Source organism: Nonomuraea sp. NPDC050680, from assembly GCF_040654555.1.
Taxonomy (GTDB): domain Bacteria; phylum Actinomycetota; class Actinomycetes; order Streptosporangiales; family Streptosporangiaceae; genus Nonomuraea.
In genome coordinates, this window is sequence record NZ_JBFAIF010000004.1 from 924,148 (window position 1) to 942,967 (window position 18,820).

16 protein-coding genes are annotated in these 18,820 nt (G+C 69.6%); 8 read left to right on the top strand and 8 right to left on the bottom strand.

The window, feature by feature from the left end; translation table 11 throughout:
* Nucleotides 1-79 precede the first annotated feature (79 nt).
* The 7 genes from AB0H88_RS19865 (at nucleotide 80) to AB0H88_RS19895 (ending at nucleotide 5,288) form a co-directional block, all read left to right on the top strand.
* On the top strand, nucleotides 80-1,426 hold the full coding sequence (locus tag AB0H88_RS19865; RefSeq protein WP_357646349.1) for a ferredoxin reductase family protein: 1,347 nt from the start codon (nucleotides 80-82) through the stop codon (nucleotides 1,424-1,426).
* Nucleotides 1,427-1,438: 12 nt separating this feature from the next.
* Nucleotides 1,439-1,918, top strand: a complete 480-nt coding sequence (locus tag AB0H88_RS19870; protein ID WP_357646351.1) for an FMN-binding protein — start codon at nucleotides 1,439-1,441, stop codon at nucleotides 1,916-1,918.
* Nucleotides 1,915-2,634 (top strand): FAD:protein FMN transferase, encoded by a 720-nt coding sequence (locus AB0H88_RS19875; protein WP_357646353.1) that lies wholly within the window; start codon nucleotides 1,915-1,917, stop codon nucleotides 2,632-2,634. The genes AB0H88_RS19870 and AB0H88_RS19875 overlap by 4 nt, the downstream gene beginning before the upstream one ends.
* Nucleotides 2,635-2,727: 93 nt before the next feature.
* Entirely contained in the window at nucleotides 2,728-3,357 is a 630-nt protein-coding gene (locus tag AB0H88_RS19880; protein WP_357646355.1) for a hypothetical protein, read from the top strand.
* Nucleotides 3,354-3,677: a transcriptional regulator gene (locus AB0H88_RS19885; protein WP_357646356.1), complete on the top strand. Its 324-nt coding sequence runs from the start codon at nucleotides 3,354-3,356 to the stop codon at nucleotides 3,675-3,677. The genes AB0H88_RS19880 and AB0H88_RS19885 overlap by 4 nt, the downstream gene beginning before the upstream one ends.
* Nucleotides 3,674-4,555, top strand: a complete 882-nt coding sequence (locus AB0H88_RS19890) for an ABC transporter ATP-binding protein (protein ID WP_357646358.1) — start codon at nucleotides 3,674-3,676, stop codon at nucleotides 4,553-4,555. The genes AB0H88_RS19885 and AB0H88_RS19890 overlap by 4 nt, the downstream gene beginning before the upstream one ends.
* A complete protein-coding gene (locus tag AB0H88_RS19895; RefSeq protein ID WP_357646360.1) occupies nucleotides 4,548-5,288 on the top strand; it encodes an ABC transporter permease in 741 nt (246 codons plus the stop codon). Before AB0H88_RS19890 ends, AB0H88_RS19895 begins: the two co-directional genes overlap by 8 nt.
* Nucleotides 5,289-5,371: 83 nt before the next feature.
* Here the strand turns inward: AB0H88_RS19895 and AB0H88_RS19900 are convergent, their stop codons facing one another.
* Together AB0H88_RS19900 and AB0H88_RS19905 are read right to left on the bottom strand one after the other, a co-directional pair.
* On the bottom strand, nucleotides 5,372-6,613 hold the full coding sequence (locus AB0H88_RS19900; protein ID WP_357646362.1) for a trypsin-like peptidase domain-containing protein: 1,242 nt from the start codon (nucleotides 6,611-6,613) through the stop codon (nucleotides 5,372-5,374).
* A gap of 185 nt (nucleotides 6,614-6,798) precedes the next feature.
* Entirely contained in the window at nucleotides 6,799-8,325 is a 1,527-nt protein-coding gene (locus AB0H88_RS19905) for a hypothetical protein (RefSeq protein ID WP_357646363.1), read from the bottom strand.
* A 481-nt stretch (nucleotides 8,326-8,806) separates the two neighbouring features.
* On the opposite strand from AB0H88_RS19905, the gene AB0H88_RS19910 reads away from it, so the two are divergent.
* The gene (locus tag AB0H88_RS19910; protein ID WP_357646364.1) at nucleotides 8,807-9,046 is read left to right on the top strand and encodes a hypothetical protein; all 240 of its coding nucleotides are present in this window, start codon (nucleotides 8,807-8,809) and stop codon (nucleotides 9,044-9,046) included.
* 176 nt (nucleotides 9,047-9,222) lie between these two features.
* Here the strand turns inward: AB0H88_RS19910 and AB0H88_RS19915 are convergent, their stop codons facing one another.
* From AB0H88_RS19915 to AB0H88_RS19940, 6 genes are all read right to left on the bottom strand, one after another.
* The gene (locus tag AB0H88_RS19915) at nucleotides 9,223-12,693 is read right to left on the bottom strand and encodes a ThuA domain-containing protein (protein WP_357646366.1); all 3,471 of its coding nucleotides are present in this window, start codon (nucleotides 12,691-12,693) and stop codon (nucleotides 9,223-9,225) included.
* Nucleotides 12,694-12,774: 81 nt separating this feature from the next.
* A complete protein-coding gene (locus tag AB0H88_RS19920; RefSeq protein WP_357646368.1) occupies nucleotides 12,775-13,626 on the bottom strand; it encodes a sugar phosphate isomerase/epimerase family protein in 852 nt (283 codons plus the stop codon).
* The gene (locus tag AB0H88_RS19925) at nucleotides 13,623-14,837 is read right to left on the bottom strand and encodes a substrate-binding domain-containing protein (RefSeq protein WP_357646370.1); all 1,215 of its coding nucleotides are present in this window, start codon (nucleotides 14,835-14,837) and stop codon (nucleotides 13,623-13,625) included. Before AB0H88_RS19925 ends, AB0H88_RS19920 begins: the two co-directional genes overlap by 4 nt.
* 23 nt (nucleotides 14,838-14,860) lie before the next feature.
* Nucleotides 14,861-15,790, bottom strand: a complete 930-nt coding sequence (locus tag AB0H88_RS19930) for an ABC transporter permease (RefSeq protein ID WP_357646372.1) — start codon at nucleotides 15,788-15,790, stop codon at nucleotides 14,861-14,863.
* A complete protein-coding gene (locus AB0H88_RS19935) occupies nucleotides 15,787-16,788 on the bottom strand; it encodes an ABC transporter permease (protein ID WP_357646374.1) in 1,002 nt (333 codons plus the stop codon). Before AB0H88_RS19935 ends, AB0H88_RS19930 begins: the two co-directional genes overlap by 4 nt.
* Nucleotides 16,785-18,209: a sugar ABC transporter ATP-binding protein gene (locus tag AB0H88_RS19940; protein WP_357646416.1), complete on the bottom strand. Its 1,425-nt coding sequence runs from the start codon at nucleotides 18,207-18,209 to the stop codon at nucleotides 16,785-16,787. The genes AB0H88_RS19935 and AB0H88_RS19940 overlap by 4 nt, the downstream gene beginning before the upstream one ends.
* Between the last annotated feature and the right edge of the window lie 611 nt (nucleotides 18,210-18,820).

Here is an 18,820-nt window from a genome sequence, read left to right on the forward strand (position 1 = left end):
ATACGAGGTACTTCTGAGAATCCTCTGAAGGGCTCCGTTCATAGGGAAAACAGAGGTTCGCCGGGCACGGTCTACTCCCATGACCACTCTTCACGCACCGGCAACGGCTCAAGCCATCGCCACGGCGCCGCGCCGCCGCCTCCGGCCTGAGCCAGTGCTGGCGGCCGTGGTGGCCGGCGCGATCGCGGTCGTCGTCCTGTGGTGGCGTGGCACGCCGTCCGTGGCGGGCCTGGACGGCTGGCTCACCGAGAGCGGCCGCGTCACGGGCCTGCTGTCCGGGTACGGCATGGCCATCCTGCTCGGGCTGATGGCCCGCGTCCCGGCTCTGGAGCGCGGCGTGGGCAGCGACCGGCTGGCCCGCTGGCACGCCATGGGCGGCCGGTACGTCATCGGGCTCGTCGTGGCGCACGTCCTGACCATCATCTGGGGGTACGCGGTCGCCGACCAGAGCGGGGTGGTGAATGAGGCGGTCACGATGGCGCTGTCCTTTCCCGACGTGCTGAAGGCGACCGTGGCCTGCTTCCTGCTGCTCGGGGTGGCTCTGGTCTCGGCCCGCGCCGCCCGCCGCAGGCTGCGCTACGAGACCTGGTACTACCTGCACTTCTACACCTACCTGGCGGCCTGGCTGGCGTTCGGGCACCAACTGGCGACCGGCGCCCAGTTCACCGGCGACCGAGTGGCCCAGTTCGCCTGGTACGCCCTCTACCTCGGAGTAGCCGCGCTGCTGGTCTGGTACCGCTTCCTCGGCCCGGTCCGGGTGTGGGCACGCCACCGCCTGCGAGTGTCCCGCGTCACCACGGACGCGCCGGGGGTCGTCTCGATCCACCTCACCGGCCGCCGCCTGGCGCGGCTCGGCGCCGAGCCGGGCCAGTTCTTCCGGTGGCGCTTCCTGACCCGCGAGTTGTGGTGGTCGGCCAACCCCTACTCGCTGTCCGCCGCGCCGGACCGTGGCGGGCTGCGCATCACGGTCAAGGCGCTGGGCGACCACAGCGCGGCGCTCGCCCGGCTCCGGCCGGGCACCCGAGTGATCGCCGAGGGACCCTACGGCGGCTTCACCGGACGCCTCGGCCGGAGTCCGAAGTCGGTGCTGATCGCCGGCGGCGTCGGCATCACCCCGCTGCGCACCCTGTTCGAGACACTGCCCGGGCAGGTGACCCTGCTCTACCGCGCTCGTACGCCGGAGGAACTGCTGTTCAGGGACGAACTGGAGGAGATCGCCAGAGCACGCGGGAACGCCAGGCTCTACTGCTCGGTCGGCCCGAGATCCCCGGACCTGTTCACCGGGCTCGACCGCCTGCTCCCCGACGTGCGCGAGCACGACGCCTACGTGTGCGGGCCGCCGGAGATGACACGGTCGGCGATCCAGGCGCTGCGGTCGGCGGGCGTGCGGGCCCACCGGATCCATCACGAGTCTTTCGAGTTCTAGGGGGTTCCCGCCATGAAGAGAGTGCTGCTCGCGGTGGTCACCACCGCCATCGGCCTGGTGCTGCTGCTGTCGTTCAAGCCGCACGACGTCACCGGGGCCGCCACCCAGCCGCCCGCCGCCATCGCCCAGACCCAGACCTCCGCGACACCGTCACCCACCAGCACCAAGAAGTCCACTACGGCCCAGAAGTCCGCCAAGCCCCAGAAGCCCGCGGCCAGCCGGACGGTCGACGGCGACGCGGTCGACACGCGCTGGGGACCTGTGCAGGTGCAGATCAGCGTCGCCGGCGGCAAGATCTCCAGCGTCCAGGTGCTCCAGCAGCCGAACGGGAACCGGCGCGACATCGAGATCAACAACAGGGCTCTGCCCATCCTTCAAGACGAGACCATGTCCGCCCAGAGCGCCCAGATCGACTCCGTCTCCGGCGCCACCTACACCAGCGACGGCTACACCCGGTCCCTGCAGAGCGCCATCGACCGGGCCGGGCTATGACCCGTCACGTCGAGCACGCGATGGGGACGGTCTTCTCCTTCGACGTACGCCACGACGCCGACGACGCGGTGGCGCGGGCGGTCGCCTGGCTGCACCACGTGGACATGGTCTTCTCTCCCTACCGGCCGGACAGCGCGATCAGCCTCTTGGACCGGGGCGAGATCGACATGTCCGACTGCCCGCCCGAGGTGGCCCAGGTGCTTGCTTTGTGCGCGCAGACGGAGCACGCCACGAACGGATATTTCACTACGCGTCACGGCGGCCACCTGGACCCGTCCGGCCTGGTGAAGGGGTGGGCGATCGAGGAGGCGTCCCGGATGCTGTCCGAGGCGGGCGCGTCCCACCACTGCGTCAACGGTGGCGGCGACATCCAGCTCGGCCCCGGTCCCTCGCCGTGGCGGATCGGGATCGCGCACCCCGCCCGGCCCGGCGCCCTCTGCACCGTGGTCAGCGGCTACGACCTGGCCATAGCCACCTCGGGCAGCGCCGAGCGGGGCCCGCACATCCTCGACCCCCACACCGGGCGCGCCGCCGACGCGCTGCTCTCCATCACCCTCGTCGGCCCCCGCCTGACCGCCGTCGACGCCTTCGCGACGGCTGCGTTCGCGATGGGCGACGCGGCCCGCGACTGGGTGGAGGAGACCGACGACCTCGAGGCGTTCGCGGTGACCGCGAGCGGCGGCACCTGGCGGACCAGCGGCTTCGCCGCTGTCTGACTCCTCCCGACACCACCCCTCGCCTCAGCGGGTTGTGTTGGCGGCGCAAGCTGGTTTAAAGTACAAACCAGTTTGGTGCTAAGAGGAGTTGTCATGGTAGACGACGGTGAGCGGGTCCCCAGCCCCGAGGAGACCCTGCGCCTCATCGAGGAGCAGCGGTCCGCCACGGTGCGAAGATTCAGGGGCGATCCCCTGTTCCTGTACGTCCCCTGGGGCGTCGCGTGGTTGATCGGCTTCACCTGCTTCTTCCTGCACTACGGGCTCGACGGCAGGCCGTACGCGCCGATCTCCCAGACGCAGGCGCTGGCCGTCCTGATGATCTCCATGGTGATCGCCGGCTCCCTGGCCGCGTACGAGATCACCAGGATGAACATGGGCGTCCGGGGCGAGAGCTCGGCCAGGGGCACGATGTACGGCTACACGTGGTTCGCCGGGATGGCGGTGATGTCGATCATCGCCATCCGGGTCAGCCCGATGCTGCCGGAGGCGGAGGCCGGCCTGCTCTGGTCGGGCGTCTCCATGCTGGTGGTGGGCGTCATGTACATGGCCGGCGGCGCGATCTTCCTGTACTGGCCGATGTTCTTCGTCGGCGTCGGCGTGATCGCCGTCAACGGCTTGGGCGTGCTGCTCGGCCCCGGCTGGCACGCGCTGCTGACGGCGGTGCTGCTCGGCTTCGGGCAGATCGTCGTGGGCCTGTGGTGGCGACGGAGGCAGTGCCGGTGACGGTCGGCGGCGCCGTTCCGGAGCTCGATCCGGTGATCCACGCGCAGGCCAGGCTACGCGTCGTGGCGACGCTCAACACGATGGGCGAAGGCGACGAGATCGCCTTCCCGGCACTCAAGGATCTGCTCGGCATGACGGCCGGCAACCTCTCGGTCCACCTGACCAAGCTCGAGGAAGTCGGCTACGTCCAGATCACGAAGACGCACAAGGGCCGTACCCCGGTCACCTACGTCTCGCTCACCAAGCGCGGCCGGGTCGCCTTCGACGACTACACCAAGGCGATCCGCGCCCTACTCGACTCCGCAGGAGGCACTCCATGACCATCCTCGCCAGAACGGTGGAGGTCACCCGGCGCTACGGCGACGTGCTGGCCCTCGACCGCGTCTCGCTCGACATCAGGGCGGGAGAGCTGGTCGGCCTGCTCGGCCCGAACGGCGCGGGCAAGTCGACGCTGATCAACCTGTTCGTCGGCCTGCGCCGGCAGACGTCCGGCACGGTCGAACTGCTCGGCGGCTCCCCGCAGGATCCGGTGGTACGCCGGGGCATCGGGGTCACACCGCAGGAGACGGGCCTGCCCGAATCGCTGAGGGTCGGCGAGATCGTCGACTTCGTCTCCGCCCACTACCCGGAAAAGGCGGATAAGGGGGAATTACTCGCCCGGTTCGGCCTCGACGACCTGGTCAAGCGGCAGATCGGTGGCCTGTCCGGCGGCCAGAAGCGGCGGCTGGGCGTGGCGCTGGCCTTCGCCGGCAACCCGCGGATGGTCTTCCTCGACGAGCCGACCACCGGCCTCGACGTGGAGGCCAGGCGCGCGCTCTGGGACGGCATCAAGGACTTCCATGAGGGCGGCGGCACGGTCCTGCTCACCAGCCACTATCTGGAGGAGATCGAGGCCCTGGCCCAGCGGGTCGTGGTCGTCGGCCACGGCCGGGTGCTCGCCGACGACACCGTGCGGGCCATACGCGACATCGTGGGTGTGCGGCGGGTCTCGCTGGTCGCCGAGGACCTGCCCGAACTGCCCGGCGTACTCGCCAGCGAGCGTGCGGACGGCCGGATCAACCTGGTGACCACCGACCCCGACCGGCTGGTCGTCGAGCTGGTGCGGAGCGGCACGCCGTTCTCCGGTCTGGAGATCAGGCCGACCTCGCTCGAGGAAGCCTTCCTCGCCATCACCGCAAAGGAGACCGAGCATGTCTAGCCTGATCCTGGCCCACACCCGCTATCTGATGCTGGAGCAGATCCGGGTGCCGATCGGCCTGGTCGCCAGCTCGTTCTTCCCGGCCGCGTCGATGCTGGCGTTCGTGGTGCCGTTCACGGGAGACGATCCGGTGGCCGCGACGCGGGCGACGGGGTCGATGATGCTGATCGGCGCCATGTCGGCCGCGCTCATGGGGCTCAGCATCACGGTCGCGCAGGACCGCGAGCTACCGTGGAACCCCTACGTGCGTACGCTGCCCGCTGGACCGTTCCCCCGCTTCGCCGGGCGGATCCTCACGACGATGGCCACGATGCTGGTGTCGACGATCCCGGTGGTGGTGATCGCGGCCCTGCTCACCAAGGCGACCATCACGGTGCCGAATCTGCTGATCGGGCTGCTCGCGCTGCTCGGCGGGGCGGTGCCGTTCATGCTGATCGGCCTGTTCCTGGGCTTCGTACTGGCCTCGAAGGCGGCCATCGGCGTGTCGCAGGTCGTGTTCTTCCCGATCGCTATCCTGGGCGGGCTGTTCCTGCCGCCGCAGATCATGCCGGACTTCGTCCAGAAGGTGTCGCCGTTCGTGCCGAGCCGTGGCGCGGGGGAGCTGATCTGGGCCGTGACGACCGGCACTTCCCCGAACATGGTGGCGGTGATCATGCTCGGCGTGTGGACCGTGATCGCGGCGCTGGCCGCAGGCTGGGCCTACCGGCGCGACGAGGGCCGCCGCTTCTCCTGAGACCTCTTGGAACGCCTGAACGGGGGGTGTGCCGCCGAGTCCGCAGCGATCTCGACGGCACACCCGTCCGTGAGGGGGTCCGGTTATTTCTTCTCTTCGAGGGTGACGGAGAGGTTACTCGACTTTCCGTCCCTCATATAAGTGATCTGAACCTGTTGGCCTACTTTGAAACCTCTGACCTGGCCAACAACTGTATCTCCGCCCTCCACCGGCGTGTTGCCGATCTTGGTGATGAGGTCGCCCTGCTTCAGCCCGGCCTTGTCGGCGGGGCTTCCGGAGGTGACCTGGCGGATCAGGGCGCCGGGCACATCGCCGGTCGCGTCGGTGACGCTCACGCCGAGGAACGCGTGAGTCACCTTGCCACCGCTGATGAGCTGGTCGGACACCTGCTTGGCGGTGTTGACCGGGATGGCGAAGCCGACGCCGATGTTGCCGCTGCTGCCGCCGTTGGTGGCGATCGCGCTGTTGATGCCGATCACCTGGCCGGCCGCGTTGACCAGCGCGCCACCGGAGTTGCCCGGGTTGATGGCCGCGTCGGTCTGGATGGCGTCGCCGAGCGTCGTCGCCCCGCCGCCGTCCTGACTCTGCTCCCGCTGCTGGCCCCAGCCGGGCGGTAGCTGCTGCTGCTGTTGCTCCTGCTCGCCGCCGACGGTGACCGTGCGGTTGAGCGCGCTGACGATGCCCGCGGTGACGGATCCGTCGAGGCCGAGCGGGCTGCCGATGGCCAGTACGGCGTCGCCGACCTGGAGCTGGTCGCTGTCGCCGAGCGAGGCCTTGGTCAGGCCCGAGACGCCGTCGGCCCTGATGACCGCGAGGTCGGTGGACGGGTCGGTGCCCACGACCGTCGCCTTGGCCGTCTTGCCGTCGTTGAACTTGACGGTCATCTGCCCGCCCTGCCCGGCGCCGACGACCACGTGGTTGTTGGTGAGGATGAGCCCGTCGTCGGACAGCACCACGCCCGACCCCTCGCCGGTCTGCCCCTGGATCATCACGACCGACGGCTGCACCTTCTGCGCGACCTGGGCCACGGTGAGCTGGTTGGAGGCCGCCTTGAAGACCGGGCTCGGCGCGGAGACGACACGGGTGTCCTGGAACGCCGTGGCGGCGACGGCCCCCACTGCGCCACCCCCCACGGCCACGGCCGCCAGGGCGAGCCCGGCGATCGTCTTCCGCCCGAGCGAGAAGCCCTGCCTGGGCGGCTTGGGAGGCGGAGGCTGGTTCATGATCACGGTGTCTCGCCGGGGAAAGCCCCCGGCGGAGGGCGGCTGGTCGCCGAACTGGCTCCAGCCGCCGGCGCCCTGCTCGCGAGGCTCGTTCGCGTTCATCGTCATCTCCTCAAGTACCGATGACCCAAGAGTGCCAAGGAGCGCGTAAGTGCAGGTTAAGCCGCTGATCAGAACTGTATGAGAGGGTTGACGGCAGCCTTATCACAGCTGGTCACGGCCCGGTCATCTGTTTGAACCCGGTCAGAAATTTACCTTGGGCGGCAACCACACAGGTCAAGGACGGTTTAATCAGCTCTCACCCGCTCAAGTGAGTCGGCTCCCCGCGCGAGTACCAGGTCGGGGAGTTCGGCGAGGATCGGGTCAGGCCCGAGGGTGCGGATGGGGATGTGGTGCGCGGTGGCGGCCAGGGCGTGCAGGTGCGGCGGGGTGAGCGGCCGGACCGCCCAGCACACCAGTTGCGCCGCGCGTTCTTCGGTGCTGGGGGTGCGGGCGGGCTGCTCGTCAGTGGCCGGGGCCGGTGCATCCACGGCCAGGAACGCGACCGGCGCCATCCGGGGATCTTCGCCGAGCGGCTGCACTCGCGCCCACGCCTGACCGTCGCGCATGCTGAGCCGGACATACGGTTGCGGGCACAGCTGCCAGCCGCCGCGGCGCAGCCGGGAGGACCTCTTGGCCATCGGCGACAGCCAGTGATTGGGGATGAGCACGGCCGCGTGGTCGGGGTGCCACAGCACCCCGCAGTCGACGTCGGCCTCACCCTCGGCGGCACCGGCGTGGTCGGCGTATCCGGCCAGCATGGCCCGCAGGCAGGCGATGGTGTCGGCCGGCGTTCTGTGCCGGGCGATCATCGCGCCGCCCCGATACACCAGATACAGGTTCCTGGGCCGTTCGATGGTGAGGGTGACCGGCGCGTACGGGGCGTCGGCGGTGTGCGCCGACAGCCAGCCGTCGAGTTCGCCGGTGACCGCGCCCCGGGTGGCGATCCCCACGACGCGGTCGCCGGCGCGTATCGGCCGCACCGAGGTGCCCTCACCGGAGGTGACGTTCACCGAGCAGGAACTGGGCGTCTCCACCACGACCCGGCCGGGTTCGTCCCCGAGCATCGACACGATCGCGGCGCTCACCTGGTGGTAGCCCTCCAGGATCCGTGGCGGCGTTCCCGGGTGGAGCAGCACGCCGCTGGGCGTGCCGAGGGGGGCGGCCGCTCGGGCCAGCTCGCCCAGCTCGCCCAGCTCGCCCAGCTCGGCCAGCTCGGCCAGCTCGCCCGGCTCGGCCAGCTCGCCCGGCTCGGCCAGCTCGGCTGGCTCGGCTGGCTCGGCCAGCCGATCGAGTCCGGTGCCGGGAACGGTTCCGAACAGCCGAGTCTGGTCCTCGCCGGACACCACCACACCGCCGACCCGCAGGGGCGCGTTGGCGGCCAGGTCGGCCAGGAGCTGGTCGCAGTAGGCGCAGTCACGGCCCACCCCGACCGCCAGGGTCGGAGTGTCGGCTCGGGGGAACAGGGCGGCGCGCTGGAGCAGGTCGCGCCGTAGGGACCGGCCGCGCTCCTCGTACTCCTCGATCGCGGGGTCGGCGACCAGGATCGCGGCCTGGTCGTCCAGCGTGATGAGGCCCGTGCTCGCCCACACCCGCAAGCAGGTCAGGGCCGTCTGACCAGGCGGTTCGTCCAGCCCGGTCGCGGTGATCTGCCGCAGCCAGCGAGCCGCCGGGGCGTTGAGATACGCCCCGATCGCGGTATCGGTGCGCGCCAGCACCGCCCCACCGGCCGCCAGGCCGGCCAGCACCGTCTGCCGCCCCCATTCGATCTTCATCGACAGCGGCGCCCGCACACGGACAGGTCGGGGGCGAGCGAGTGGCAGACCAGCCCCGGGCAGCATACGCCTACCGGCCCGGCGATGCCGTTGCACAAGCCACCTTCGGGTATGCATGCTTGGCCGGCGGTGTAGACGTGGGTGAAGAGTTCTGGAGAGTCCATGCGATCGGCTCCTTCACATACTGGCGGCCGTCGCTTTGTGCGAGGCCAGAACCAGCGTCAATCACTGTAAGCATTCAGTCAATTGCATAAAGTGATGCACGTCGGGCGTATCGGCCAACCCGCTACACACTTCTCCCCGAAAGGGTGAGGGCCCGGGAAGCTGAGCCTGCTGCCGCATCGCCCCATAGAGTGCGGGCATGGGGATCAACCGTCGGCTCCGTAGCCTCGTCGTCGGAGATACGACCTGGCTGTGGTCGGTACATCACAAACATGCCGAATGCCGCGAGATCCTCTCTCTTCACCGCGAGGGTGCCGGTGTGACCCTGCGCATCGTCTTTCGCGCGGGTCCCGGCCGCTACGTCGCCGAGGGGCACTGGTACGCGGGCTCGGTCACCAATGGTCGCGGAGATCTGCTCAACCTCCACGAGCCGGGAGTCGTCCGGCGGCTCCTCGACGAGACAGCGGCGCGCGACGGCCTCCCCGCACCCCCTAGGGAGACGGAGATGGACGGCTGGCCTCTCTTCGACGCACTCGTGAGCCGGGGTGACCGCCCTTGAACGTTCAGAGTTGTTCGAGTCAGCCGTCCTCAGGGTGGTCGGCACCGACCGCTCGCTGATCGCATGCGAAGCAGATGCCGCGGGCCGAACCACCCGCGTCACGGCGGGAGCTGTACGCCCCCTGGAGCCGGTCCGCAGCGAGCGGCCGGCTCCAGGGTCCGAGCGTCACCTCGGGATCAGACGCGGTTCCACTTCTGGTTGTTCTGGCCGTTGCACGTCCAGATCTGCACCTTGGTGCCATTGGCCGTGCCGGCCCCGGACACATCCAGGCACTTGTTCGCCCCGACAGCCGTGATCGTGCCATCGGCGTTGACGCGCCACTTCTGGTTGTTCTGACCGTTACAGTCCCAGACGATCACCCCGGAGCCGTCCGCCGTACCCGCCCCGTTGACATCCAGGCACTTACCACCGGACGCCCGCAACTCACCCGCGCTGGTAGCAGTCCACTGCTGATCGGACTGCCCACTACAATCCCAGATCCGCGCCTGCGCACCATTGGCCGGCGAAGCACCATTGACATCCAGACACCGCCCCGACCCCACACCCTTCAGCGCACCCGCGCTCCCCGAGGGGCCGCCCTGCCCGACGCCCTTGCCCGCGAAGGTGAAGGAGTCGACGTCGAACGCGTTCGCCGACGGCGCCTTGAAGACGATGAAGATGTTGTGGGTGCCACCGGGGTCGGTGACCCGCACCGCGGGCAGGGAGGCGTAGGTGTTCCATCCCCCGGTCGCCGGCACGGGGCTGGAGGCGATGAGCGCCCCGGTCGGCGAGTCGGCGTGCAGCTCGATGGACGCCCCGGTGTTGGACGGCGCCGAGACGCGGAAGGACACCGTGTCGATCCCGGTCACGTTCATCGGCGTGAAGGAGATCCAGTCGTTGTTCGAGATGTCGCCGATGCGCCTGCCGCCCTCGGCTCCGGTTTCGTCGACGACCCGGATGCCGGATGAGCCGGTGGAGAACTCGGCCTGCTTGTGCTTGGGCTGCAGGGTGACGCCGGTGCTGCCCTTCAGCCCGTCCTTGTCGGTGTAGTCGGCCGACACGACGTAGTAGACGTTGGAGGCTTCATCATGGCCGGAGGCGGTGGTCGTCACGGTCCCCGAGCAGCCGGTGTACTGGCCGGTGTCGTGGGCGTGCTGGTCGTGGCCGAGAGCGGTGATCACGTTCACCTTGGTGCAGTCGATGGTGCCGTCCTCGGGGTCGGTGACGTTCACCGTGTAGGCCACCTGGTCGCCGAAGTCGATGAACCCGCCGTCGGGCGGAGCCGAGAAGACGACCTTGGGACGGGTGTTGCCGACGCCGATGGTCAGAGTGACGGTGCCCGTCTTCCCGCTTGAGTCACGCACGGTCAGCTTGGCGGTGTAGGTGCCGTTGGCGCTGTAAGTGTGGGACGGGTTGGCGCTGGTGGAGGTGCCGCCGTCGCCGAAGTCCCACGCGTAGGTGATGGCGTCGCCGTCCGGGTCGGACGAGCCGGCGGAGGAGAAGGCGACGGTCAGCGGCGCCTGGCCGGAATCGGGGTTGGCACTCGCCTTGGCGATGGGTGCGCGGTTTCCGACGACATAGTCGACCCGGTAGATGCCGTCGTCGGTGTTGTCGTGGCCGAAGCCATTGCCCCAGTCGGCGTAGTACAGGGCCCCGTCGGGGCCGAACTTCATGTCGATGGGCGCGTGCGGAGCGAGCTGCGCGACGAACGGACTGATCTTCAGGAGGTTGCCGGAGGAGTCGAGGCGGAACTCCTTGACGAAGTTGCGGCTCCACTCGTAGACGAACGGAGTCTTGTCGAAGTACTCCGGGAACTTGCGGTCCGAGGCGCTCGCCGGGTCGTAGTGGTAGAAGGGGCCGCCCATCGGGGCCGCGCCGCCACAGCAGTCGATCTCCGGGAACTCGGCCGAGGCGTGGTAGTTGTACCAGACCGTGGCAGGCTTGGCTGCGGGCAGGCTGGTCAGGCCGGTGTTGTTGGGCGAGTCGTTGACCGGCGCCGAGCAGTTGAACTTCGCGCCGGAGGTGTTGGTGGCGAAGTTGAAGTCGTTGAACGGGATGTTGTTGCCGACGCAGTAGGGCCAGCCGTAGTAGCCCGGCTGCTTGATCAGGTTCCATTCGACGGTGCCCTCGGGGCCGCGGTTGGAGTTCGCGCTGCCCGCGTCGGGGCCGTAGTCACCCACCGAGATCCAGCCGGTGTCCTTGTCGACCGAGAAGCGGAAGGGGTTGCGGAAGCCCATCGCGTAGATCTCGGGGCGGGTCTTGGCGGTGCCGGACGCGAAGAGGTTTCCCGACGGGATCGTGTAGGTGCCGTCGGTCTCGGGGTGGATGCGCAGGATCTTGCCGCGAAGGTCGTTGGTGTTGGCCGCGGAACGCTGAGCGTCGTAGTGCTCGCGGCCGGGCCGTTCGTCGATCGGTGCGTAGCCACTGGAGCCGTTGGGGTTGGTGTCGTCACCGGGCCCGACGTACAGGTTGCCGGCCGGGCCGAATGCCAGGTAACCGCCGGTGTGGCCTGGCTCGTCGACATTGCGGTACGCCGGAACCTCGATGATCTTCTTCTCGCCGGCCAGGTCGAGGCTGGTGCCGTTGAAGGCGAACCGCGAGACCCGGTTCACCTCACCGCCGTTGGCCGGCGAGTAGTTGACGTAGATCCAGCCGTTGGTGGCGAAGCCGGGATCCAGCGCCAGTCCGACCCCGCCGTCCTCGCCACCGTCGTACACCGGCAGGGTGGCGATGACGCGCGTGCCCCCGCCGCCGGCGGGGATCATGTTCACCTTGCCCGAGCGCGAGATGTAGAAGACCCTGCCGTCGGCGGCCACGTCCAGCTCCATCGGCTGGTCCGGCGCGCCGTCGAGCGTCACCTTCTGGAACCGGGCCGTGACCGTGCCGCCACAGTCGCCCGGCGCCGCGCCGGCCGCCCACTTCACTCCGCCGAGCAGGTGCTGCTGGAACGCGGGCTCGGAGTAGGCCGATGCCTGGTGGCCCATGGCGGTGGCCCACATTCGGCCACCTTCGGGGTTCTGACACCAGGAGATCGGGTGGTCGGCGCCCATCTTGGACGAACCGGCGTCGTAGGTGGTCTCGTCCGCGGTGGCCAGCACGTGGACGGACCCGCGCATGTTCTTGTCGAAGTTGTACCACTCCTCGGTGCGCCCCCAGCGGTCCGGCAGGCCCTTGGTCGAGGGGTGGACCTTGTCGGCGACCTTGGCGGTGCCCGCCACGATCGCCGAGTGCTGGGTCATGTGGGCGCCGCCCATCACCACCTGGTCCCACCAGGGAAAGGAGCTCTCGATGTTCATGTCGGTGGCGTTGTGGATCGCCACGATGCCGTGGCCGCCGCGCAGGTACGCCTGGACGGCCTGGCGCTGGGCGTCGGTGTCCCAGACCATGCCGGACGTCTGTAACATGATCACGGCGTCGTAGGTGTTCAGCGTCGTCGTGTTGAAGACGCTCGCGTCCTCGCTGCGATCCACCTGGAAGTTGTTGGCCGCGGCCAACTGCTGGAACATCGCGACGCCCGCGTCGATGGAGTCATGCCGATATGCGCCGGCCGCGGTCTTGGTGAACAACAGCACCTTGAACAGCGGGGCGGCCGCGTAAGCCGGCACCACGGTGAACATCAGCGTCACCGCGGCGGCGATCAGAACGTGGAGCAGGCGTGATCTTCGCATGAGGGGTCTCCAAAGGTAGCCGGGTCAGGCGGCGTTGAAAGCGCGAAGGAGGGCCGGGTCCTCGATGGCAGGGATCCGGGCTCAGCGCGGGGGTTGTCGGTCAGGTGACAAGGTGCGTAGGAAGGCCAGCCCTTCTGTGGCGAGGGCGTCCTGGCTCGGGGCGAGGGGACGCCAGATGGATGCGGCGGTCGCGATGGTGAGGTTGTCGGCGGTGAAGGACTCGATCACGAGCGGGCCGGTGTAGCCCGCGTCGCGCACGGCCGCGGCGAAACCCGGCCAGTCGAAGTGGTCGTCGCCGGGCGTGCCCCGGTCGGTCCCGCACACCTGGATGTGCGCGATCCTGGCCCCCGCCAGCCGGACGGCCGCGAGGGGGTCCTTCTCCTCGATGTTCATGTGGTAGGTGTCGAGAGCGAGGTCGCATTCCTCCGGAAGGGCTTCGAGCGCCTGCTCGACGGTGTTGATGACACTGGTCTCGTACCGGTTGAGCGGTTCGACGCCGATCCGGACCCCGCGTTCGGCCGCGTAGGCGACGACCGGCTTCAGGTTCTCCCTCAGCTCGCCGTAGACCGCGCGCCGCTCGTCCAGGCTCATCCGCCAGGTCCGGCCGACGGAGGCGTAGGCCGGTCCGCTGACCGCCGGCGCACCGACGGTCACCGCCACGTCCACGCAGTGCCGCAGGTAGTCCTGGGTCTCCTGGACGCGCTGGGGCGAGGCGCCGACGAGCTCCCGTCCCGGTGGCATCGTGAGCACGACCGACGCGCCGAGGCCGAGCCCGTCCAGGAGGGCCGCCGCCCTGCCCGGGTCCCAGTCACCGGGGTGCTCGACCGGCAGTTCCACGACGTCGAATCCCCATGTCGCGATCCGCGGCGCGAGGGCGGCAAGGGACTCGTCGGTGAGTGGCGAGACCCAGACCCACGTGTTGACGCCGATCACGACGTGCCGCCCCACTTCCCGGGGTAGCCGGGCAGATCCTCGCAGCCGCACAGGGCGTAATGCAGCGGCGGCATGCCGGACTTGAGGTAGGTGGCGAGATTCTCCTGGGTGATCGTCGGTTCCGGCAGGTTCCAGGCCTTCGGCACCTGCTCACCCTTCAAGATCTTGAGGGCCGCGATGACGGGAGTGCGCCACTGGTAGGTCGGATAGGTCGGGGCGATCGCGGTCAGCTTCGCGTCGCTCCACTTCTTCAGGAAGTCCTGCTGGTCCTCGCCGTTGATCGGCGGTACGGGCAGGCCCGCGTCCTCGAACGCCTCGACGGCCGCGACGGCGGTGGCGCCCGCGTCCATCCAGACCCCGTCGATCGTGCCGTAACGCTGGATGTAGTCGCTGACGATGCTCTTGGTCTTGGCGGCGTCGCCGTCGGTGAACTCCACGCCGACGACCTTGAGGTCGCTCTTGTCGAAGGCGACCTTCGCCGCCGACCACCGGGTCTCCAGCACGTCCACGCCGGGCAGGATGCGCAGCGCGAGGATCTTCCCGCCGGGCCGGACCTTGTCGATGAGGAACTCGGCCGCCTCGGCACCGAAGGCGTAGCCGCCGATCGGCTTGATGAAGGTGACCGGGCAGTCGGTCCGCACCCCCCGGTCGAACACGATGACGGGCACTTTCGCGCAGGCCCCGGACACCGCGGGAGTCAGCGTCGCGGTGGTGTTGGGCGAGACGATCAGCACGTCGCAGCCCTTGCCCTGCAGCTCGGCGATGTCGGAGATCTGCTTGTCGTCCTTGCCTTCGGCGTCCAGCGCGGTGAAGCGCGTGATCTCCTTGTGCAGGGCGGCCTCGGCCTGCATGGTCTTCCAGCCGACCTGCCGCCAGGGGTTGTCGACCGCGGCGTTGGAGAAGCACAGGTGGTACGGCCCTGCCTTCTTGTACCTGGCGGTGTCGATCAACTGCGGGTCGATGCTCTGCTCCCACGGCTTGTCGGCGGGACCGGTCGGCTGTGCCTTGCGCATCGCCATCTGGGCGTCGTAGTCGGCCTGGACGAAGAACTTCGACTGGGCTCCGGTGCCCTTGTCGGCCGGCTCGGCCGAAGCCGCCCCGGCGGAGGCCTTGACGGAGGTGGTGGGTTTGTCGGTGGTGCAGGCGGCTATCGGCAGCGTCAGTCCGGCCAGCGCGGCGGCGGCGAGAAACTGTCGCGAAGTGATGTGCATGGTCGTTCCTTTCATCGGGTCGGTCAGGCGGCCACGGCTCTTCTGCGCGGGAAGCTGACCGCTCCCAGCGCCACCGCGGCGATGATGATGACCCCCTGCACGGCCGGCTCCAGGGCCCCCGAGATGCCGTACAGGTTGAGCAGGGTGAACAGCGCCTCCAGGGTGAAAGCGCCCGCCATCGCGGCGACCACGGAGCCGCGACCGCCGCCGAGGACCACGCCGCCCAGCACGACGGCGGTGATGGCCTGGAACTCCAGCCCCTGGCCGACCTGCGCGGACACCCCGGCGAAGCCACCGAGCAGGATCGCGGCGACCGCTGCGGACAGCCCGGAGACCATGAACGCCACCGTCCGCACCCGGGCGACGCGGACGCCGGACAGAGCCGCTGCCCGGTCGTTGTCACCGGCCGCGATCAGCGTGTGGCCGAAGCCGGCCCGCATCGCACGGATCGCGCACGCCGCCACCACGACGAGGACCAGGACCGACCAGGGCACCGGGCCGAGACTCCCCCGGCCCAGCTCCCGGAACTGCGGGGACAGGGCGCCCCGGGGCGCGCCGCCCGTCCACAGGAAGATCGCTCCGGACAGGATCAGCAGCATGCCGAGTGTCGTGATGAACGACGGGACCCGGAGCAGAGTGGTGACGATCCCGTTGACCAGCCCGATGAGCAGCCCGACCACGATCAGCAGGACCAGCACGGGCCAGGTCGCCTCCGCGGAGCCGTCGAGCAGCCGAGCCGCGATCACCACCTCGGCGGTGACGAGCGAGCCGACCGACAGGTCGAACTCGCCGGACACAATGACGAAGTATTGCCCGGCCGCGAGGATCACCAGCGGTGCGGCCCTTCTGCCGAAGGCGAGGAGTGCGGGCGGCTCCAGGAAGTACGGGCTGGCGACCGCGATGGCCGCCAGCAGCCCGGCCAGCACCACGAAGATCGGCAGTGCGCGTCTCATGCGGTCCGCCTCCCGCGGGCGTAGACAGCCAAGGCGGCCACCAGGACCACGCCGCGCACGACGTCCTTGGCGAAGGAGTTGACCTCCATCTGGTTGAAGATGCTGTCGAGGACGGCCAGGAGCAGGACTCCGCCGACGGTCCCGGCGACCCCGCCGCGGCCTCCGGCCAGAGCCGTCCCGCCGATCACGACCGCGGCGATCGACTCCAGGTCGTATCCCCCGTCGGTCCCGACCGTCGGTGCGCCGGCCCCGAGCCGGGAGGCGAGCAGCAGCCCGGCGATCCCGGCGCAGACCGAGCAGAGCACGTGGGCGGTGACCACGACCCGCTCGGTACGGACTCCCGACAGCCGCGCGACCGCGGCATCCCCGCCCACCGCGTAGATCCGGTACCCCAGGCGCGTCCGGCTGAGCAGGAGCCCTGCGGACGCCGCCACCGCGGCCCACAGCAGCGCCGACACCGGCAGCAGCCCGATGCGGTCGTACCCGAGATGCTGGAAGGAATCGGGCACGCTGCCCGCCGGCCCGTCGTACCGATCGTCAAGCACCCCTCTGATGATCAGCGCGACCCCGAGCGTGGCGATGAAGGCGTGCACCCGGAGCCTCGTGACGATCAGGCCGTTCACCAGTCCGGCCAGCGCGCTCACCGCCAGCACCGCGGCGACCGCGGCCGGCACGTTCGCGTCGGCGCCCCCCATGATCTCGGCCGCGACCAGCGAGGTCAGGCTGATCAGGTAGGCCACCGAGAGGTCCAGGCTCCCGGCCAGGATCACCAGGGTCTGACCAACCGCGACGATGCCCAGTGCCGCCGATCGCTGCTGAATGCCGACGATGTTCTCCTGGCTGAGGAACCGGCCGCCGTCCAGGGCGAACAGCAGCCATCCCAGCAGGATGAGCAGGGCCAGCGCCACGTAGACGGCACGCGCGGGCCGGTCGGCCGACAGCCGCCGCAGGAACGAACCCTCGGCCGCGACGCGCCGCAGCTTCAGCTGCTGGGTCATGAGGCGGCCGCCAGGTGCATCACGGCCTCCTCGGTGGAGCCGGGGGGCAGCTCTCCGGCGACGCGGCCGTCCCGCAGCACCACGATGCGATCGCTCATGCCGATGAGCTCGGGGAGCTCGGAGGAGATCATCAGGACGGCCGTCCCGTCGCGGGCGAGTTCGCGCATCAATTCGTGGATGGCGGCCTTGGCGCCGACGTCGATGCCACGGGTGGGCTCGTCGAACAGCAGGACGCGCGGCGCGACCGCCATCCATTTGGCCAGCACGACCTTCTGCTGGTTGCCCCCGGACAGCAGCCGGACCTCCTGCGTGGGCCGGGGCGGGCTGAGCCGCACCCGCTCCAGCAGCCGTTCGATACCAGGCCGGGGCATCCGGGCGGTCCGGGCGACGAGCAGGGCGTTGTCGCGCACCCGCTGGTTCAGCAGGAGCCCTTCGGCCTTGCGGTCCTCGGTGACCAGGCCGATCCCGGCGGTTATGCCCTCGCGGGCCGTTCGGGGAAGGCAGGGCGTCATCTCGCCGCTGGTGAAGGGCTCCGCGCCGAACAGCGCCTTGGCCAGCTCGGTGCGGCCCGAGCCTTGCAACCCGGCCACCCCGACGATCTCCCCCGCGCGTAGGTCGAGGTCGATTCCGTGCAGCCTGGCGGTGGCGCCGCCGCGCACGCTCAGCATCACCTCTCCGGGCGGTTCCGCCGCGCGGGGAGGGAAGTAGGAGTCAAGTTCCCGGCCGACCATCAGGCGGACCAGAGCCGGAGTGTCCAAGGTCGAGGCCGCCGCGGTGGTGACCCGGGCACCGTCCTTGAGCACGGTGATCCGGTCGGCGAGATCGAAGATCTCGCGGAGCCGGTGCGAGATGTACAGGACCGCGATGCCGCGCCCGGTGAGCCGCCGCACCAGCGTGTAGAGCAGTTCCACCTCGTGGTCCGCCAGGGCGGCGGTCGGCTCGTCCATGACCACGATCCGGGCGTTCAGCGACAGTGCCTTGGCGATCTCGACGACCTGCTGCCGCGCGATCGAGAGCCGCCGGACGAGATCGCGCGGCCCGAACGACTCCTCGCCGAGAGAGCTCAGCAGCTCACCGGTCGCCGACTCCATCGCGGCCCGGTCGACGAGCCCCCACCGAACGGGTTCCCGCCCGAGGAAGACGTTCTCGGCCACCGTCCGCTCCGGCAGCAGGGTGAGCTCCTGGTGGATGATCGCCACTCCGGCCCGCTGCGCCTGGACGGGGTGCCCGAAAGCCACGCTCCGGCCGTCGATCTCCATCCTCCCCGCGTCCGGCGCGTGCACGCCGGCCAGGATCTTCATGAGCGTCGACTTGCCGGCGCCGTTCTCCCCCACCACCGCGTGCACCTCGCCGGCGGACACCTCCAGATCGACTCCATCGAGGACCCGGACGCCCAGAAAGCTCTTGACGATGCCGGTCATCTTCAGCACGCGGTCCGCCCGTCGAGAGGTGCGGCCGGGGCGGCGAAAGCGGGCGGCACCTCGGCGGCGGGACCGGAGCAGAGGGGTCTGCGCGCCGTAGGAGGTGAGGAGTCGTGCACGGGGATCTCCTAACAGGGGGGTGGAGTCGTGCTGAGGCCCGGCAGGTGGCTCACTGGCCGGGGGCGCCGTGGCGGACGCCACGGCGCCCGGCGCAACCGGCACAACGTCCTCCCCGGTGGACGTCGGACCCCGACCTGCACAATGAATCGAATCGATTCGCAATGAAAATAGGTCTGCCCGACATGCCTGTCAAGCATGCTTATCCGAATGACGGAAGACCGCTTATCCCGGCGCAGCGGACGACCATCTGGCCGCATCCTTCGAGAATGCACACTCCGATGGAATCCCCATCCAGTTTTCTGACCGCTCGCCATCCAAGTCGGCCAGAATCAGTCGATCTCATCCGTCGAGAGACATCTGAATAAGTATGAAACTTTCAGCGTCGGGCCGCCTTCCCTGTCGCACATGAGCGAGGGACGCTCTCCGGATGCGGCGGGCACGGCCACGCGCGGCGGGGGCCCCCGACGGGGCCCGCCCCCCCCAGGCCCAAA

Excerpts from the sequence above, each read along its gene's own strand:
- AB0H88_RS19865 (WP_357646349.1), top strand. The coding sequence starts at position 80 with ATGACCACTCTTCACGCACCGGCAACGGCTCAAGCCATCGCCACGGCG.
- AB0H88_RS19870 (WP_357646351.1), top strand. The coding sequence starts at position 1,439 with ATGAAGAGAGTGCTGCTCGCGGTGGTCACCACCGCCATCGGCCTGGTG.
- AB0H88_RS19875 (WP_357646353.1), top strand. The coding sequence starts at position 1,915 with ATGACCCGTCACGTCGAGCACGCGATGGGGACGGTCTTCTCCTTCGAC.
- AB0H88_RS19880 (WP_357646355.1), top strand. The coding sequence starts at position 2,728 with ATGGTAGACGACGGTGAGCGGGTCCCCAGCCCCGAGGAGACCCTGCGC.
- AB0H88_RS19890 (WP_357646358.1), top strand. The coding sequence starts at position 3,674 with ATGACCATCCTCGCCAGAACGGTGGAGGTCACCCGGCGCTACGGCGAC.
- AB0H88_RS19895 (WP_357646360.1), top strand. The coding sequence starts at position 4,548 with ATGTCTAGCCTGATCCTGGCCCACACCCGCTATCTGATGCTGGAGCAG.
- AB0H88_RS19900 (WP_357646362.1), bottom strand. The coding sequence starts at position 6,613 with ATGAACGCGAACGAGCCTCGCGAGCAGGGCGCCGGCGGCTGGAGCCAG.
- AB0H88_RS19905 (WP_357646363.1), bottom strand. The coding sequence starts at position 8,325 with ATGAAGATCGAATGGGGGCGGCAGACGGTGCTGGCCGGCCTGGCGGCC.
- AB0H88_RS19915 (WP_357646366.1), bottom strand. The coding sequence starts at position 12,693 with ATGCGAAGATCACGCCTGCTCCACGTTCTGATCGCCGCCGCGGTGACG.
- AB0H88_RS19925 (WP_357646370.1), bottom strand. The coding sequence starts at position 14,837 with ATGCACATCACTTCGCGACAGTTTCTCGCCGCCGCCGCGCTGGCCGGA.
- AB0H88_RS19930 (WP_357646372.1), bottom strand. The coding sequence starts at position 15,790 with ATGAGACGCGCACTGCCGATCTTCGTGGTGCTGGCCGGGCTGCTGGCG.
- AB0H88_RS19935 (WP_357646374.1), bottom strand. The coding sequence starts at position 16,788 with ATGACCCAGCAGCTGAAGCTGCGGCGCGTCGCGGCCGAGGGTTCGTTC.
- AB0H88_RS19940 (WP_357646416.1), bottom strand. The coding sequence starts at position 18,209 with ATGACCGGCATCGTCAAGAGCTTTCTGGGCGTCCGGGTCCTCGATGGA.